The 15,934-nt window shown below is 65.4% G+C and carries 14 protein-coding genes; 6 read left to right on the top strand and 8 right to left on the bottom strand.

Going from position 1 to position 15,934, the window contains the following annotated elements; all coding sequences use genetic code 11:
• Positions 1–3: 3 nt before the first annotated feature.
• On the bottom strand, positions 4–1,023 hold the full coding sequence (locus tag J6525_RS03405; RefSeq protein ID WP_225642094.1) for a class 1 fructose-bisphosphatase: 1,020 nt from the start codon (positions 1,021–1,023) through the stop codon (positions 4–6).
• Between the two features lie 167 nt (positions 1,024–1,190).
• Between J6525_RS03405 and J6525_RS03400 the strand changes: the two genes are divergently transcribed.
• A complete protein-coding gene (locus tag J6525_RS03400) occupies positions 1,191–2,117 on the top strand; it encodes a LysR family transcriptional regulator (RefSeq protein WP_028331483.1) in 927 nt (308 codons plus the stop codon).
• Between the two features lie 97 nt (positions 2,118–2,214).
• Positions 2,215–3,972 carry an ATP-binding protein gene (locus tag J6525_RS03395; RefSeq protein WP_312009729.1) on the top strand — a complete coding sequence of 586 codons (1,758 nt, stop codon included), beginning with the start codon at positions 2,215–2,217 and terminating at the stop codon, positions 3,970–3,972.
• Between the two features lie 9 nt (positions 3,973–3,981).
• Here J6525_RS03395 and J6525_RS03390 read toward each other — a convergent pair whose 3' ends face one another.
• Positions 3,982–4,686: a TetR/AcrR family transcriptional regulator gene (locus J6525_RS03390; RefSeq protein ID WP_225642060.1), complete on the bottom strand. Its 705-nt coding sequence runs from the start codon at positions 4,684–4,686 to the stop codon at positions 3,982–3,984.
• 155 nt (positions 4,687–4,841) lie between these two features.
• On the opposite strand from J6525_RS03390, the gene J6525_RS03385 reads away from it, so the two are divergent.
• Positions 4,842–6,026 carry an HlyD family secretion protein gene (locus tag J6525_RS03385; RefSeq protein WP_225642059.1) on the top strand — a complete coding sequence of 395 codons (1,185 nt, stop codon included), beginning with the start codon at positions 4,842–4,844 and terminating at the stop codon, positions 6,024–6,026.
• Positions 6,027–6,034: 8 nt separating this feature from the next.
• Positions 6,035–7,648, top strand: a complete 1,614-nt coding sequence (locus tag J6525_RS03380) for a DHA2 family efflux MFS transporter permease subunit (protein WP_376708419.1) — start codon at positions 6,035–6,037, stop codon at positions 7,646–7,648.
• Positions 7,649–7,693: 45 nt separating this feature from the next.
• Here J6525_RS03380 and J6525_RS03375 read toward each other — a convergent pair whose 3' ends face one another.
• From J6525_RS03375 to J6525_RS03365, 3 genes are all read right to left on the bottom strand, one after another.
• Positions 7,694–9,337 (bottom strand): benzoate-CoA ligase family protein, encoded by a 1,644-nt coding sequence (locus J6525_RS03375; RefSeq protein ID WP_225642058.1) that lies wholly within the window; start codon positions 9,335–9,337, stop codon positions 7,694–7,696.
• A gap of 157 nt (positions 9,338–9,494) precedes the next feature.
• Entirely contained in the window at positions 9,495–10,310 is an 816-nt protein-coding gene (locus J6525_RS03370) for an alpha/beta hydrolase (protein ID WP_225642057.1), read from the bottom strand.
• A gap of 3 nt (positions 10,311–10,313) precedes the next feature.
• Entirely contained in the window at positions 10,314–10,808 is a 495-nt protein-coding gene (locus J6525_RS03365; RefSeq protein WP_225642056.1) for a MarR family winged helix-turn-helix transcriptional regulator, read from the bottom strand.
• Positions 10,809–11,101: 293 nt separating this feature from the next.
• Here J6525_RS03365 and J6525_RS03360 point away from each other — a divergent pair, with 293 nt between their 5' ends.
• Positions 11,102–12,268 carry an ABC transporter substrate-binding protein gene (locus J6525_RS03360; protein WP_225642055.1) on the top strand — a complete coding sequence of 389 codons (1,167 nt, stop codon included), beginning with the start codon at positions 11,102–11,104 and terminating at the stop codon, positions 12,266–12,268.
• Positions 12,269–12,349: 81 nt separating this feature from the next.
• Positions 12,350–12,802 (top strand): cupin domain-containing protein, encoded by a 453-nt coding sequence (locus J6525_RS03355; RefSeq protein WP_026192554.1) that lies wholly within the window; start codon positions 12,350–12,352, stop codon positions 12,800–12,802.
• Between the two features lie 369 nt (positions 12,803–13,171).
• Here the strand turns inward: J6525_RS03355 and J6525_RS03350 are convergent, their stop codons facing one another.
• From J6525_RS03350 to J6525_RS03340, 3 genes are all read right to left on the bottom strand, one after another.
• A complete protein-coding gene (locus tag J6525_RS03350; protein ID WP_225642054.1) occupies positions 13,172–14,413 on the bottom strand; it encodes a flavin-dependent oxidoreductase in 1,242 nt (413 codons plus the stop codon).
• Positions 14,414–14,694: 281 nt separating this feature from the next.
• A complete protein-coding gene (locus J6525_RS03345) occupies positions 14,695–15,090 on the bottom strand; it encodes a RidA family protein (protein WP_038382134.1) in 396 nt (131 codons plus the stop codon).
• 1 nt (position 15,091) lies between these two features.
• The gene (locus J6525_RS03340) at positions 15,092–15,931 is read right to left on the bottom strand and encodes an enoyl-CoA hydratase family protein (RefSeq protein ID WP_193375388.1); all 840 of its coding nucleotides are present in this window, start codon (positions 15,929–15,931) and stop codon (positions 15,092–15,094) included.
• Positions 15,932–15,934 lie beyond the last annotated feature (3 nt).

The following is a 15,934-nucleotide window of genomic DNA, read 5'->3' as shown; positions in this document are numbered from 1 at the left end:
TCCTCAGCGGAACAGGCCGCGCCGCGCGAACAGCGGGGCATCGCTGCTTTCGAACAACGGCTCGACGGTCAGGTGGATCGCATCGACGTCGCGCACGGCGCGCGCCGATCCCATGATCAGGGGCACACGCTGATGCGGCGTGCGTGCCGACAGTTCGAGAATGCGCGACCGGCCGTTCGACGCCGCGCCGCCCGCCCATTCCATGATCAGTGCGATGGGATGCGCCTCGTACAGCAGACGCAACCGGCCTTCGCGGTAGCCCTGGCGCGCATCCGCCGGATACAGGAACACGCCGCCGCGCATCAGGATGCGGTAGGCCTCGGCGACCAGCGAGCCGATCCAGCGCATGTTGAAGTCCTGCCCACGCTCGCCGTTCACGCCGGCGAGGCACTCGTCGATGTAGCTGCGCACCGGGCCGCTCCAGTGCCGCCGATTCGAGGCATTGATGGCGAATTCCGACGCATCCTGCGGCACGCGCAGATCGCGCGCGGTCAGGACGAACTCGCCACTTCGCGGGTCCAGCGTGAAGCAGTCGACGCACTGGTCGAGCGCCAGCACCAGCACGGTCTGCGGACCGTAGATGAAGCAACCGGCGGCACATTGCGCCGTGCCGGGCTCGAAGAAGGTCGAGATGACGTCGTTTCCCTTCGGCCGGATCGAGAAGATCGTGCCGATCGAGATGTTGTTTTCGAGATTGGCGGATCCATCGAGCGGATCGATCGCGACACAGAGCGGGGCGTCGGGATCGAGCGTCTCAGGCAGTTCGACCTCCTCCGACAGCACTGCGGCGACCGGCGCGGTGCGCAGCGCGTTCCGCATCAGATCGTCGGCGACGATGTCGATGGTCTTCTGGCGATCGCCGTCGGGATTGACGCCGCCGCTCTCGCCGCCGACTCCGGCGAGCGGCCCGGCGGCAATGATGCGCGAGAGCTCGATCGCCGCACGGGCAAGGGCTTCGACGACGACAACGGTCGCGGCGCGCAACGGGTTGTGTTGCGCGGGCCACTCCAGATGGGCATGCAATGCTGGACGAATCTCCACCGGCCTCTCCCTATGATCGCGCCCTCTGTCCCGAGGCTTCGAGAGGCGACCTCAGGGGAGTCGCCTTCGCCCTATCAACGCGCGAATTGCCCAATTAGGGAAATTTTATTATCTTTGGTCCGGGCAAAGTATTTCTTATGGAGCTTGTCATGGCCGGCAACTTCTCGCGGGATCTCACCATCCGCCAGCTGCGCGCACTGTCGACCTTGCACGAGGCCGGATCGATCACGTCGGCCGCCAACCGGTTGAACCTGACGCAGCCCGCGGTGACGCTGCAGCTCCGCAACCTGCAGGCGCTCGCAGGGTTGCCGCTGATCCAGCGCACCGGCGACGGCATGGCGCTGACGGATGCCGGCGCGCATGTGCTGACGCTGGTCGAGCGGATCGAGGCAGCGCTGAAGGATTGCGAGCAGTCGCTCGACATGATCGCCGGCCGCAGCGGCGGCCGCGTCGCGATGGGCGCGGTCTCCACCGCGAAATACTTCGTGCCGTTCGCGATCGCGGCGTTCTCGCGCCGCTTTCCCAAGATCGAGGTCACGCTCAGGATCGGCAACCGCGAGGAGATTCGCGACGCGCTGCGCGGCTATGATCTCGACATCGCGGTGATGGGCCGGCCGCCGGCCGACGTCGAGGTCGAGATGAAGCCGCTCGGCCGGCATCCGCACTTCATCGTCGCCGCGCCCGATCATCGGCTGGCGCGGCGGCGGCACGTCGCCCCGTCGGAGCTCGCCAACGAAACCTTCATCACTCGCGAGCAAGGATCGGGGACGCGGATGTTGATGCAGCAATATTTCGAACGGGTCGGGCTGGAGCCGAAACTCGGCATGGCGATGGACAGCAACGAGACCATCAAGCAGGCGGTGATGGCCGGGCTCGGCATCGCCTTCATCTCCCAGCACACGGTGTTCCATGAACTGGAGGACGGCCGGCTGGTGGTGCTCAAGGTGAAGGGCCTGCCGATCGTCCGGCAGTGGCACGCGATCAGGCGCGCCGACAAGATCCTGCTGCCGCCCGCGCAGGCCATGCTGGATTTCCTTGGCAAGGAGGGCTGGCGCTATCTGCCGAATTCAAACTAACGCCCGGGCGACGTCGCAACGCCCGATCGAGCCAGAAAATCGAGGTGGTGCCGTATGTTAGGCATTGAAGTTCCGCGAAACGCATGTCACATCTTGACTGCGGTCACCCGGCGGACCGCACCCTGCGAGGGAGGTTGAACTGCAGAACCAGTCCCCGCCGACGCCCGACTTCAAGGCGTTATTCGAGGCGGCGCCCGGCCTTTATCTGGTGCTGACGCAGCCCGACTTCCGCATCGTGGCAGTGAGCGACGCTTATCTGCGCGCCACCAAGACCGAGCGCGCTGCGATCCTCGGGCGCGGGCTGTTCGAGGTGTTTCCCGACAATCCGGACGATCCGACCGCCGACGGCGTGCGGAACCTGCGCGCCTCGCTCGAGCGCGTGGTCCAGTTCCGCCGCCCCGACACCATGACGGTGCAGAAATACGATATCCGCAAGCCCGAGTCGGAGGGCGGCGGCTTCGAGGAACGCTATTGGAGCCCGCGCAATTCGCCTGTGTTGGGGCCGAACGGGCAGTTCACCTACATCATCCATCGGGTCGAAGACGTCACCAGCTTCATCCAGCTGAAGCAGCGCGGTGCCGAGCAGGACCAGCTGACCGACCGGCTGCGCGAGCGCACCGAGCAGATGGAAGCGGAAATCTTCATGCGCGCCCGCGAGGTCGAGGCCGCCCGCGAACAGCTCGAAGCCGAGCAAAAGCTCCGCCAGGTGCAGAAAATGGAGGCCGTCGGGCACCTCTCCGGCGGCATCGCCCACGACTTCAACAATATCCTGACCGTCATCACCGGCCTGATCGACATCCTCGCGGAAGCCGTTGAACATGATCCGGCGCTGTCGTCTGTCGCCAAGATGATCACCGATGCGGCGTTTCGCGGTGCAGAAGTGACCAAGCACCTGCTGGCCTTCTCGCGGCTGCAGCCGCTGCAACCGCGTGAAGCGAATCTCAACACGCTGGTGCAGGACACCGCGCGGCTGCTGCGCCCCTCGCTTGGCGAGCAGATCGAGATCGATACCGCGCTCGAGCCCGATGCCTGGTCGGCCTTCATCGATCCGAACCACATGGCGACCGCGCTGCTCAATCTCGCGGTCAATGCCCGCGATGCGATGCCCGATGGCGGCAAGCTGATGCTGGAGACCAGCAACGTCATCCTCGACGAGGTTTATGCCGTCGCCAACCCCGACGTGCGGGCGGGTGAATATGTGATGGTCGCGGTCAGCGACACCGGCGGGGGCATCCCGGCGGGGATCCGCGACAAGGTGTTCGAGCCGTTCTTCACCACCAAGGACACCGGCAAGGGCACCGGCCTCGGGCTCAGCATGGTGTACGGCTTCATCAAGCAGTCCAACGGACACCTCAAGATCTATTCCGAAGAGGGCCACGGCACCTCGATCAAGCTCTATCTGCCGCGCAGCAGCGGCGACATGATCGACGTCGAGCCGCCTCCTCCGGTCGACACGCGCGGCGGCAATGAATCGATCCTGGTCGTCGAGGACGATCCGCTGGTGCGCAATTACGTCAGCGCCCAGCTCGAGCAGCTCGGCTACCGCACCATGGTCACCGCCAACGGCCCGGAAGCACTGGCTGCGGTCGACAAGGGGTTCGTCTGCGACGTGCTGTTCACCGACGTCATCATGTCCGGCGGCATGAACGGCCGGCAGGTCGCCGATGCCGTGATCGCCAAACTGCCCTCGGTGCGCGTGCTCTTCACCTCCGGCTACACCGAGGACGCGATCATCCACCACGGCCGTCTCGACCCGGATGTGACGCTGCTGCCGAAGCCCTATCGCAAGTCCGATCTCGCGCGGATGATCCGGCAGGTGCTGGCCCAGCCGCCGGCGGCGGCAATGGGCAAGTGACGCGGGGCGTCACGCCTCTCCGTTCTGCTTCTTGATCTGGTCGGCCGGCACGGCGCATCCGGACAGGAACAGTACCGCGCAGGCCTTGGCGCGGGCCTCGATTTGCGCCCGCGACGGCGGCGGCCTGTGGCCGTACATCACGTCGCGTTGCGGCTGGAACACGAGCATGCCGAGCAGCATGCCCGCAGCGGCCTGCGCGTCGTTTACGGCGATCCGTCCCCTCCGCTGCTGCACGCCGAGCCACGCAGCGAGCGCGCCAAGCGTCCGCTGCATCGCCTTCTCGTAGAACATCTCGGCGATGTCGGGAAATTTGTCGCTGTCGGCCAGGATGATGCGCTGAAGCGCGATGACCTCGGCATCGAGGATCAGCTCGCCACAGCTCGAGAGTGCGGCCTCCAGTGCCGCCGCGATATCACGGCCATCGCAGGCGCCGAGATTTACGGCGGATATGAATCGGTCCATCCGGTCCGTCACCGTGCCCTCGAACAGCGCCAGCTTGGTCGGGATCAGCCGGTAGAGCGTCTTGGTGGAGACGCCGGCGCGGCAGGCCACGTCGGCAATGTTGGCCGCAGCGAAGCCGCGCTCGGAGAACTCGCGCCGCGCGGCGTCATAGATCAGCGCGCGCGTCTCGTCGTCGGAACGCAGCTGCGGCCGCCCCCGGCCGCGCCGCGCCGGCGCGCCTTGCTCAGTCTGATCCTTGCCATTCCGGTTCATCCGCGAGCCATGCTTTTAAATGATGCCTGTCATTCTATTGACACTCCCAATATGGGCTCTATTTTGGAAAACATCAAGTTTCCTAATTAATCCCGCGCGCATCGACCGGAATTGGCAAGACTTTCCAGCGAGATAGACGGATCAGGAGCGCCGCCATGAGCCAGCATGAGACATCATTCAAGGCCGAAAGCCAGGTTCCGGCCGAGGCCGCCAGGCAATTGATCGCAAATCCGGAGGCCGCCAGGCCGCCCGCCGCCAAGGGCAGGCTTCGCCGCCTGCTGCTGGCCGGCGCGGCGCTCGCCGTCCTCGCGGGCGGAGCCTGGTACGGCTGGGATTACTGGACGGTCGGCCGCTTCCAGGTCTCGACCGACGACGCCTATGTGAAGGCCGACAACACGACGATCGCGCCAAAAGTCTCCGGCTATCTCAGCGCGGTGCTGGTGGGCGACAATGAGCATGTGCGCGCCGGCCAGATGCTGGCGCGGATCGACGATCGCGATTTCAGGGTCGCGCTGGATCAGGCCAAGGCCGATGTTGCCGCCGCCGAAGCCGCGATCGCCAGCAAGCATGCGCAGCTCGATGTGCAGCATTCGGTGATCGAAGCGGCACGCGCGACCCTTGCCGTCGACACCGCGACGCAGACCTTCGCCGAGCAGGAGAACAAGCGCTACACCGACCTCGCCGGCACCGGCTTCGGCAGCGTGCAGAACGCGCAGCAGGCGCAGTCGCGCTACGCCAGCGCACAGGCCGCCGTCGCCCGCGATACCGCGAACCTCGCCTCCGCGCTCCGTCAGGTGGAGCTGCTCAAGGCCGACATCGCCCAGGCCGTCGCGTCGCAGGCGCGCGCAACCGCGCTCCAGCATCAGGCCGAGTTGAACCTCGGCTACACCACCATATCAGCCCCGATCGACGGCGTGGTCGGCAACCGCACCCTGCGCACCGGCCAGTTTGTCCAGGCCGGCACGCAGCTGATGTCGCTGGTGCCCGCCACCGGCGCCTATGTGATCGCGAACTACAAGGAGACGCAGCTCACCAATGTCCGCAAGGGTCAGCTGGTCGAGATCGCGGTCGACATGTTCCCGGGACAGGTGGTGCGCGGCCATGTCGACAGTCTCGCGCCCGCCAGCGGCCAGGAATTCGCGCTGCTGCCGCCAGACAATGCGACCGGCAACTTCACCAAGGTGGTGCAGCGCATTCCGGTGAAGATTGCGCTCGACGCGACGGCGGTCGAATTGCGGCCCGGCATGTCGGTCATCCCGACCATCGCAACCTTGTCGCAACCCGGCGAGGCGCCGCGCTCCGGCGCCTCTCCCAAGCTCGCTGTCGCCTCATTCAAATAGGTGATGTCATGTCCGACCTCGCGCTCTCCTCCCCTTCTGCTGCGCCCCGCGCGGCAGCTGTAGCGGCCGATCCCAACCGCGCCAGCATGGCGGTCTGGATTTGCATCGTCGCCGCCATGATCGGCGCCTTCATGGCGATCCTCAACATCCAGATCACCAACGCCTCGCTGCTCAACATCGAGGGCGGCATCGGAACCGGCGTCGACAACGGCTCCTGGATCTCGACCTCCTATCTGATCGGCGAGATCGTGGTGATCCCGCTGACCGACTATCTCAGCCGGGTGTTTTCCTTCCGTAAGATCATCATCGGCTTCGCCACCCTGTTTGCGATTTTCTCGGTCGCCTGTGCCTTCACCCACGACCTGCCCTCGATGATCGCGATGCGCGGCTTGCAGGGCTTCTTTGGCGGCGTGCTGATCCCGATGGCCTTCACGCTGGTTTTCACCAAGCTGCCGAAGGCCCAGCAGCCGGTCGGCCTTGCCATGTTTGCGCTCGCGGTGACCTTCGCCCCCGCGATCGGACCGACCATCGGCGGCTACCTCACCGAGAATTACGGCTGGCAGACCATCTTCTTCGTCAATGTGATCCCGACCGCGGTGATGGTCATCACGCTCTACTTCACGCTGGAACGCCAGCCGATGCAGCTGCATCTGCTGCGCGAGGGCGATTGGCTCGGCATCGTCACGATGGCGATCGGCCTGTCATCGCTGCAGGCCGTGCTCGAGGAAGGCAACAAGAACGACTGGTTCGGCTCGCCCTTCATCGTCAAGCTCGCGGTGATCGCCGCCGTCAGCCTCACTCTGTTCGTCTGGATCGAGCTCGTCGTCGAGAAGCCGCTGATCCGACTGCGCCTCCTGACCCAGCGCAGCTTCGGCTTCGGCACCATCTCGGCCGTGTTCGTCGGCTTCGCACTGTTCGGCTCGGTCTACCTGCTGCCGGCCTATCTCGGCCAGGTGCAGCGCTACAACGCCGAGCAGATCGGCCAGGTGCTGGCCTGGACCGGCCTGCCCCAGCTGATCCTGATCCCGCTGGTGCCGAAGCTGATGCAGCGTTTCGATCCGCGCTTCATCGCCTTCACCGGCATGATCCTGTTCGCGGTCTCCTCCTTCATGAACATCGCGATGTCGCTCGATTACTCCGGCGACCAGTTCTTCGTCCCGAACATCGTCCGTGCGATCGGCCAGGCGATCATGCTGGCGCCGCTGTCGGCGGTCAGCCTCGGCAGCGTCGCGCCGCAGGATGCCGCGGCGGCCTCCGGCATCTCCAACATGATGCGCAATCTCGGCGGCGCGATCGGCACGGCGCTGCTCGCCACCATCGTCACCAAGCGCGAGCAATTCCACTCCAACATCATCGGCCAGTCGGTCGACCTCGGCCGCGAGGAAGTGCGCACCCGGATCGCCGAGGTCACCAACTACTTCCTCAGCCACGGCATCTCCGATCCGGCGACCGCGCACCACCAGGCGATCGTGGCGCTCGGCAATATCGTGAAGCGCCAGGCCCTGGTGCTTGGTTTCAGCGACACCTTTGCCGTGATCGGCATCGTGCTGGTGTTCGCCGCGATCGCGATCCTCTTGACTGGCAAGCCGAAGAATGCGGCCGGCGGCGGCGCGGCGCATTGATCTGTCGGGCGGCGGCCGCGGGCCGTCGCCCTCCCCTTTTACTTGTCAGCTTGCCTCGCGCAGCTTGAAGCGCTGGATCTTCCCGGTCTGGGTCTTCGGCAGCGCCTCGACGAAGGCGATCGCGCGGGGATATTTGTACGGCGCGATCGTCGCCTTGACGTGATCCTGCAGCAGCTTGACCTCGACCTCGTCGCAGCGCGCGCCCTGCTTCAGCACGATGAACGCCGAGACGATCTGTCCCCGCTCCTCGTCGGGTGCGCCGATCACGGCGCACTCCGCGACATCGGGATGGCCGAGCAGCGCGGCCTCGACCTCGGGACCGGCGATGTTGTAGCCCGCCGAGATGATCATGTCGTCGGCCCGCGCCACGAAGGACAGCCGGCCGTTCTCGTCGCTGACGAAGGCATCGCCGGTGATGTTCCAGCCGTCGCGGACATATTTGGTTTGCCTCACGTCCGCGAGATAGCGGCAGCCGGTCGGGCCGCGCACCGCCAGCTTGCCGACCTGGCCCGCCGGCAGCTCGTTCATGTCTTCGTCGACGATTTTGGCCTCGTATCCCGAGACTGGCGTGCCCGTGGTGCCGCCGACGGCGCTGCCGGTGCGGTTGGTGATGAAGATGTGCAGCAGCTCAGTGCTGCCGATGCCGTCGAGGATCGGCTTGCCGGTCTTCCTGGTCCAGCTCTCGAACACCGGCGCCGGCAGCGTCTCGCCGGCCGAGACGGCGAGCCGCAGCGACGACAGATCGGCGCCCTTGTCCATCGCGGCCATCATCGCTCGATAGGCGGTCGGCGCGGTGAAGCAGATCGTCGCCTTGTAGGTTTCGATGATCCGTATCATCTCGCTCGGCGCTGCGTTCTCCAGCAGCGTTGCGGTGGCGCCGAAACGCAGCGGGAAGATCGCGAGCCCGCCGAGGCCGAATGTGAACGCGAGCGGCGGCGAGCCGACGAACACATCGTCCGGCGTTACCTTGAGCACCTCCTTCGCATAACCATCGGCAACGATCAGGAGATCGCGGTGGAAGTGCATGGTCGCCTTGGGCTCGCCCGTCGTGCCCGACGTGAAGCCCAGCAGCGCGACGTCGTCGCGGCCGGTCTTCACCGCATCGAACTTGACCGGCTTGTTCAGCGCGATCCGGTCGAGCTCGGCGTCGTGGTTCTGCGTGCCGTCGAAATTGACGACCTGCTTGAGGAATTTGCTGGTCTTGGCGCAGGCCACCAGTTCATCCGCGATGCGGCTGTCGGTCAGTGCCAGCGAGATCTCGGCCTTGTCGACGATCTTGGCCAGTTCGCCGGCGCGCAGCATCGGCATGGTGTTGACGACGACGGCGCCCGCCTTGGTTGCCGCGAGCCAGGCCGCGACCAGCGCCGGGTTGTTGCCCGAGCGGATCAGCACGCGATTGCCGGGCTTGACGCCGTAATTCTCCACCAGCGCGTGCGCCAGGCGGTTCGACCAATCGGTCAGTTCCTTGTAGGTGCGCTGGCGGCCGTTGCCGATCAGCGCGATGCGATCGCCCATCCCCTGCGCGACGATGCGATCTGTCAATTCGACCGCGGCGTTGAGATAATCCGGATATTGAAACTCCGGCCGGTCGAGCAGCAGCCTGGGCCATTGCGCCGATGGCGGCAGGTTGCGCCGCGCGAAATCGTCGACATGCCCGGATGGGCCGAGCCCGGGAAATTCACCTGACATTCGATTGCCCCTCGCTTTCCATCTAGAAAGGCCAAGACCAACGTCGAGAAGAACAAGGACGCCCGGCAGCGTTCCAATCGCCAATCATTTTATACTTAAAATAATTCGGCGCAAGCCTGGAAATCGCGCGGCAATCGCCGGCCGATCCTTCAGAACCTCAGATTTGCGTAAGCTGCCCCAGCCGCGCGACCATCGCCGAGCCCGGGTCGGCGAGCGGCGCGATCGCGGTGAAATGATTGGCGTCGGGCACAACGCCGAACCGCGTTGCAACGCCCGCCTTGCCCCAGACATCGACGATGGTCCGGCTCTGCCGGTGATATTCCGCGCTCTCGGCGCCGCCGACGACGGCATCGAGCGTTGCGCCCGCAGGCGGCGTCCAGGACAACGGGCTCGCCGCCCGTGCTGCGGCGCGGTCGAGGCCAAGCGCCTTGTTGATGGAGGTGCCGACCAATGGCTGAAGCTCGAACAGGCCGGAGATCGCGTAAGCAGCCCTGACCAGGCCCTTCGGCAACGACGCATCATAGGCCGGCCAATCGGTCGCGAGCATGCATGCGGCAAGATGTCCGCCGGCGGAGTGTCCCGACACGACCAGCGGCCGGCCGAGCCTGGCCAGCTCACGGCACGCCGCACGCATCTCGCCGATGATGTCGCCGACCGTGACATTGGGACAGAGATCGTAGCTCGGCACCGCGACGCTGATGCCGTGGCCGTTGAGCCCTCGCGCGCAGTGGCTCGATGACGAGCCGTCGAGCGCCTGCCAGTAGCCGCCATGGATGAAAACCACGAGCGGCCCGCCACGATCGCCCTCGAACAGGTCGATGACGTTGCGGCTGCCCAGACCATAGGTCAGCCGCCGCGGCGGATGCTGCTCGCGATAGGCCGCGGAGTCCCTCGCCCAGCCGGCCATCAGCGCCGGATTTTCCGGCACCCGCGCCCGGTTGTTGTATTCGACCTCGTAATCGACCTCGGTCACGGCTTAAGCGCTCCTCGCCTTGGCGGAGCGCTGCGCCGAGCCCTTGGCCTTGGCGAGCAGCCGCATCAGTTCGCGGATATCCTTCGGCGAGAGATCGCCGAAGATATCGGCGATCCACTTCTCGTGCTCGGCGGCCATCTTGCGGAATTCGGCGCGGCCGAGTTTTGTGAGCCGGATGAATTGCACGCGGCGGTCCGCCTCCGAGGTGCGGCGGTCCAGATGGCCCGATTCAACCAGGCGCTCGACCAGCCCGGTGACGTTGCCGTTGGATACCATCATCCGCTTCGACAGGTCCGACAGCGTCATGCCGTCGGACACCTTGTCGAGCTGGGCCATCAGGTCGAAGCGCGGCGGCGTGACGTCGAACTTCTCGCGCAGCCGGCTGCGCACCTCGCCTTCGATCAGCGTGGTGCAGGTCAAGAGGCGCAGCCACAGCCTGAGCTCGGTGCCGTGGTCGTCGGGCAGTTCGACGGCTTTGGTTTCGGAATCGAGGATCATGCGGCGATCGTGCCTCCGCGGCGGGTTCCGGTCGGACCAATTGCTTTGAGCTTCAAGCAATTCGCGGCGCCCCGCAAGGACAATTGCGAATCGTGCCTGACGCGCCTGGGCAATCCTGCAATTTCTTTAAACTTCAAGCAATTGGCGCGGCGCTTGCATGGGCTATGCCTGCATGATGCGCGACGATCGCCCTGACGCGATGCCACATCGCTTGCGGCGATTGCACGCGTCAGACTAAGCTGCGGCCAATTGGCTGAAGCCGAAAACATCAAGGCAGTGGCCGGGGGAGAGACATGAAACAATTGACGAAGCTCGCGGGATTGGCGGCGCTGCTGGGTGTCGCGGTCACCCCGGCAACCGCACAGGAGAAGATCAAGATCGGCGTGCTGGTCACGACCTCCGGCCCCGCCGCGGCGCTCGGCCAGCAGGTCCGCGACGGCTTTGCGCTCGCGATCAAGGACCTCGGCGGCAAGATGGCCGGCCGCGATGTCGAGATCGTCAACGCCGACGACGAACTGAAGCCCGACGGCGCGGTGGTCAAGGTGCGCGGCCTGCTCGAGCGCGACAAGGTCGATTTCGTGGTCGGCCCGATCTTCTCCAACATCCTGCAGGCGATCCACCGCCCGGTCACCGACAGCAAGACCTTCCTGATCAGTCCGAACGCAGGTCCCTCCAGCTATGCCGGCAAGGAGTGCAACCCGTTCTTCTATGTGACGTCGTACCAGAACGACCAGGTGCACGAGATCCTCGGCAAGGTGTCGCAGGACCGCGGCTACAAGCGCGTCTACCTGCTGGTGCCGAACTATCAGGCCGGCCGCGACTCCGTCGCCGGCTTCAAGCTCGACTACAAGGGCGAGATCGTCGAGGAATCCTACACGCCGCTGAACACGCTGGATTTCCAGCCCGAATTGTCCAAGATCGCCGCGCTGAAGCCGGACGCGCTGTTCACCTTCATGCCGGGCGGCATGGGCGTTAATCTCGTGAAGCAGTACAAGCAGGCCGGCGCCACCGTGCCGGTGCTCTCCGCCTTCACGGTCGACGAATCCACCCTGCCCGCGCAGCAGGACGCAGCGGTCGGCATGTTCGGCGGGGCGAACTGGGCCCCGAACCTCGACAATCCCCAGAGCAAGAAGTTCGTCGCCGCCTATGAGGCGGCCTACAACGGCGTGCCCGGCACCTACGCCATGCAGGCCTATGACGCGGCGCTGTTGATCGACAGCGCGGTCAAGGCCGTGAAGGGCGACCTCTCCAACAAGGACGCGGTCGCGGCCGCGCTGAAAAAGGCCGACTTCACCTCGCTGCGCGGTAATTTCAAGTTCAGCAACAACGGTTATCCGATCCAGGATTTCTACCTCACCAAGGTCGCGAAGCGGCCGGACGGCAAATTCCAGACCGAGATCGTCGAGAAGGTGTTTTCGAATTATGGCGATCGCTACGCCAAGGACTGCGCGGCAAAGTAAGGCACTCAAAGCGTTTTCGAGCGAAATGGGTATCGGTTCGCGTGAAGAAAACGCGTCAAATGGAGATCAAGAGACATGACGATGAAAGACGAGATCGCCGGCATCACCCGCGCCAATGAAGGCATCCAGGGCATTTCCTGGAGCATCCTCGGCCAGACCTACGTGCCGAAGAGCCGCACCGAGCATTCGTTCTCCTGGCACGCCACCTTCCCCCCGGGCACCTTCGTTCCTCCGCATATCCACCCCGACCAGGACGAGTACCTCTACATCCTCGAGGGCAAGCTCGACTTCATGCTCGACGGCGCCGACGAATCCGCAACTCCAGGCGATCTGGTTCGCCTGCCGATGGGCAAGCCGCACGGCATCTTCAACAAGTCGCAGCAGCCGGCCAAGACGCTGTTCTGGGTGTCGCCGACGCGCCGGCTCTACGACCTGTTCTGGGCGATCCACAACATGAAGGAGCAGAACCCGGATGACGTGGTGCGGCTCGCCGCCGAGCACAACATCCACTTCCTGCCGCCGCCTCCGGCGTAACGTCGGCACCGGCCTCTCTTCCGTCATCGTGAGGAGCGGCCACTTGGCCGCGTCTCGAAGGATGCACGGCCCCGCTCCCGCTGGTGGCCGTCGCCCCTTCGAGACGGCCGCGTTGCGGCCTCCTCCAGCGACAAAGGCGAAGCCTTTGCGCGGGGGTGACGATGTGAGAATTGTAGCGAGCGGCCTCCACACCGTCGTCCTGGCGAAAGCCAGGGCCCATAACCACCGAATTCAATTGAAAGTGCGATAGTGGCCCCAACGTCGCACAACAACAAACGGTTGGGGTAATGGGTCCTGGCTTTCGCCAGGACGACGCTGAGTACATTCACATTCTCTCGGGGTGACGGATCGACAGATCGGACGTTGTCTCTACTGCCGCGCCACCACACGCGCGGCGAAGCCGGCCTTGGCGGCATAGCCGCGGACGATCGCCTCGCGCGCCTCGTAATTGAGGATGGTGTCGACGTCGGTAAAGCCCTGCGGCGCGAGCTGTTCGACGGCGTCGATCACGCCTTCCGGCCCGCCGCGGCGGTTGGAGGCGACGATGTCGGCGGTCATCGGCAGCCGCTGCCGCTCATAGGCCGCCAGCGCCTGGCGCGGGTGCTCCGATCGCGCCAGCATGTCGGCCAGGCAGCGCGCATCGAGAATGGCCTGCGATGCGCCGTTCGAGCCGACCGGATACATCGGATGCGCGGCGTCGCCGAGCAGCGTGACGCGGCCGCTCGACCAATACGGCAGGGGATCGCGGTCGCAGCACGGATACTCCCAGAATTCCGGCGTCGCGTTGATCAGGCCGGTGAAGTCGACCTCCGGGATTGTGAAGCTCGTGACATAGGGCATCATCTCGTCGCGCCGGCCGAGATTGGACCAGCCCTCGCGGCGGGGCGGCGGCGAGGTGCCGTCGCCGATCCGCACCAGCACCGCCCAGTTGGTGAGGCGGCTTGCCGGGCTCGAGCCCGGCGCGATCGGATAGATCACGGCCTTGGCGTTCAGCCCGCCGGCGATGATCATCGAGCGCCCGGTCAGGAAGGCCGGCCAATCGGTCGCGCCGCGCCACAGCATCAGGCCGTTCCAGCACGGCCCGCCTTCATCCGGAAACAGCGTTTGCCGCACCTTCGAGTGGATGCCGTCGGCGCCGATCAGGATGTCGCCGCGCGCCGTATGCACATGGGCGCCGCTGCGATCGAAGAAATAGGCCGAGACGCCGCCTTCGTCCTGGGTGAAGGAGCCGAGCCGGCAGCCGGTGTGGATCGCATCGGCGCCAAGCCGATCGACCACGGCCTGATGGATCACGCTTTGCAGGCGGCCGCGATGGATCGAGAATTGCGGCACGTCGTGGCCGGCATCGAGCCCGCGCTTCTCGTGCCAGACCTGCTGGCCATGCCGCGTCAGATAGAACAGCTCATAGGTGCGGATCGCCACCTCGTCGAGCCTGTCGAGCAAGCCAAGCCCCGCCAGCTCGCGGATCGCATGCGGCAATGTGTTGATGCCGACGCCGAGCTCGCGGATCGTCTCGGACTGCTCGTACAGTTCGCAAGCGATGCCGCGCGAGCGCAGCATCAGCGCAGTGGTGAGGCCCCCGATTCCGCCTCCGACGATAATCGCCTTCATCGTCCTCACCTCCACTCACAACAGGACGCTTTTACGCTTTGGCCTAGGGTCGCATGCCCACTCGCCCGGCCGCAAGCGGGTTTGCGGCCTTGGCCGCTAGCTGACCCGTGCTGGTTCGGCTTAGGATTAACATTCGCTCAGCGCATTTCCTCGTTCCCCGTCACCCTGAGGAGCGCGGAACGCGCGTCTCGAAGGGTCGACGGCCACCAGCCGGGCCGTGCATCCTTCGAGACGCGCTGCGCGCTCCTCAGGATGACGGGGCTGGCGGAACTGCGTCACCCTCAATCCGGCACCACCGCAATCGCCTGGATTTCCACCTTGGCGCGGTCCTCGATCAGGCCGGCAACCTGAATCGCGGTCATCGCCGGAAAGCGCCGGCCGATGATGTCGCGATAGACCGTGCCGATCTCCTTCAGCCGCGCGGAATATTCCTTGCGGTCGAGCAAGTACCAGGTCATCGACACGATGTGCTCGGGGCCGGCGCCGCCGGCGGCGGCGACCGCGACGATGTTGCGCAGGGTCTGGCCGATCTGCGCCACGAGATCGTCAGTCTCAAACACACATTGTCCGTTCCAGCCGATCTGGCCCGCGATGAAGAGCTGTTTGCCGCGCGCGGCCATGCCGTTGGCGTAGCCGATCGGCTTGGCCCATCCTTGGGGTTGCAGGATCTCGATCATCTCAATTGCCCTCGAAGGCCGGTTTCTGCTTGGCGGCGAACGCCTCGAAGGCGCGGCGGAAATCGCCGGTGACCATGCAGATCGCCTGCGCCTGCGCTTCCGACTCGATCATCTCGTCGACGCCCATCGCCCATTCCTGGTTGAACATCGTCTTGGTCACGCCATGCGCAAACCAGGGCCCATCCGCGAGCGAGCGCGCCAGCTCCTGCGCGGCACCGGCGAGCTCCGCCGGCGGAACCAGGCGGTTGTGGAAGCCCCACGCAAAACCTTCCTCGGCACTCATCGCACGCCCCGTGTAGAGCAGATCGGCCGCATGGCCCTGCCCGATCACGCGCGGCAACAACCCGCACGCGCCCATGTCGGCACCGGCGAGGCCGACGCGGGTGAACAGGAACGCGGTCTTGGCCTGCGGCGTCGCCAACCGCAGGTCGGACGCCAGCGCCAGCATCGCGCCGGCCCCGGCGCAAATGCCGTCGATCGCGGCGACGATGATCTGCGGGCATTTGCGCATCGCCCGCACGACCTCGCCGGTCATCCGCGTGAAGGCGAGCAGGTCCGGCATCGCCATCCGCGTCAGAGGCTCGATGATCTCGAACACGTCGCCGCCGGAGCAAAAATTGCCCTCGGCGCCGGTCAGCACGATCGCGCGGACATCGGAGGCGTATTTGAGATTGGTGAAGAGATCGCGCAGCTCCTCATAGGACTCGAAAGTCAGCGGGTTCTTCTTGTCCGGCCGGTTCAGCGTGATGGTCGCGACACGGCCGCTCGCATCGACCTGCCAGCGGAAGTGCTTTGCGGGATAATCCTTGAACGGCCGGAGCTTTGCTTTCATCTCGGACATGAC

Origin of the sequence: Bradyrhizobium australafricanum (assembly GCF_020329495.1) — a bacterium.
Classification (GTDB): domain Bacteria; phylum Pseudomonadota; class Alphaproteobacteria; order Rhizobiales; family Xanthobacteraceae; genus Bradyrhizobium; species Bradyrhizobium australafricanum.
This window is presented reverse-complemented; position numbering and strand designations above follow the sequence as displayed.

Coding starts and splice junctions, on each gene's coding strand:
- J6525_RS03400 (WP_028331483.1), top strand. CDS start 1,191: ATGGCCGGCAACTTCTCGCGGGATCTCACCATCCGCCAGCTGCGCGCA.
- J6525_RS03390 (WP_225642060.1), bottom strand. CDS start 4,686: ATGAACCGGAATGGCAAGGATCAGACTGAGCAAGGCGCGCCGGCGCGG.
- J6525_RS03385 (WP_225642059.1), top strand. CDS start 4,842: ATGAGCCAGCATGAGACATCATTCAAGGCCGAAAGCCAGGTTCCGGCC.
- J6525_RS03380 (WP_376708419.1), top strand. CDS start 6,035: ATGTCCGACCTCGCGCTCTCCTCCCCTTCTGCTGCGCCCCGCGCGGCA.
- J6525_RS03375 (WP_225642058.1), bottom strand. CDS start 9,337: ATGTCAGGTGAATTTCCCGGGCTCGGCCCATCCGGGCATGTCGACGAT.
- J6525_RS03365 (WP_225642056.1), bottom strand. CDS start 10,808: ATGATCCTCGATTCCGAAACCAAAGCCGTCGAACTGCCCGACGACCAC.
- J6525_RS03360 (WP_225642055.1), top strand. CDS start 11,102: ATGAAACAATTGACGAAGCTCGCGGGATTGGCGGCGCTGCTGGGTGTC.
- J6525_RS03355 (WP_026192554.1), top strand. CDS start 12,350: ATGAAAGACGAGATCGCCGGCATCACCCGCGCCAATGAAGGCATCCAG.
- J6525_RS03350 (WP_225642054.1), bottom strand. CDS start 14,413: ATGAAGGCGATTATCGTCGGAGGCGGAATCGGGGGCCTCACCACTGCG.
- J6525_RS03345 (WP_038382134.1), bottom strand. CDS start 15,090: ATGATCGAGATCCTGCAACCCCAAGGATGGGCCAAGCCGATCGGCTAC.
- J6525_RS03340 (WP_193375388.1), bottom strand. CDS start 15,931: ATGTCCGAGATGAAAGCAAAGCTCCGGCCGTTCAAGGATTATCCCGCA.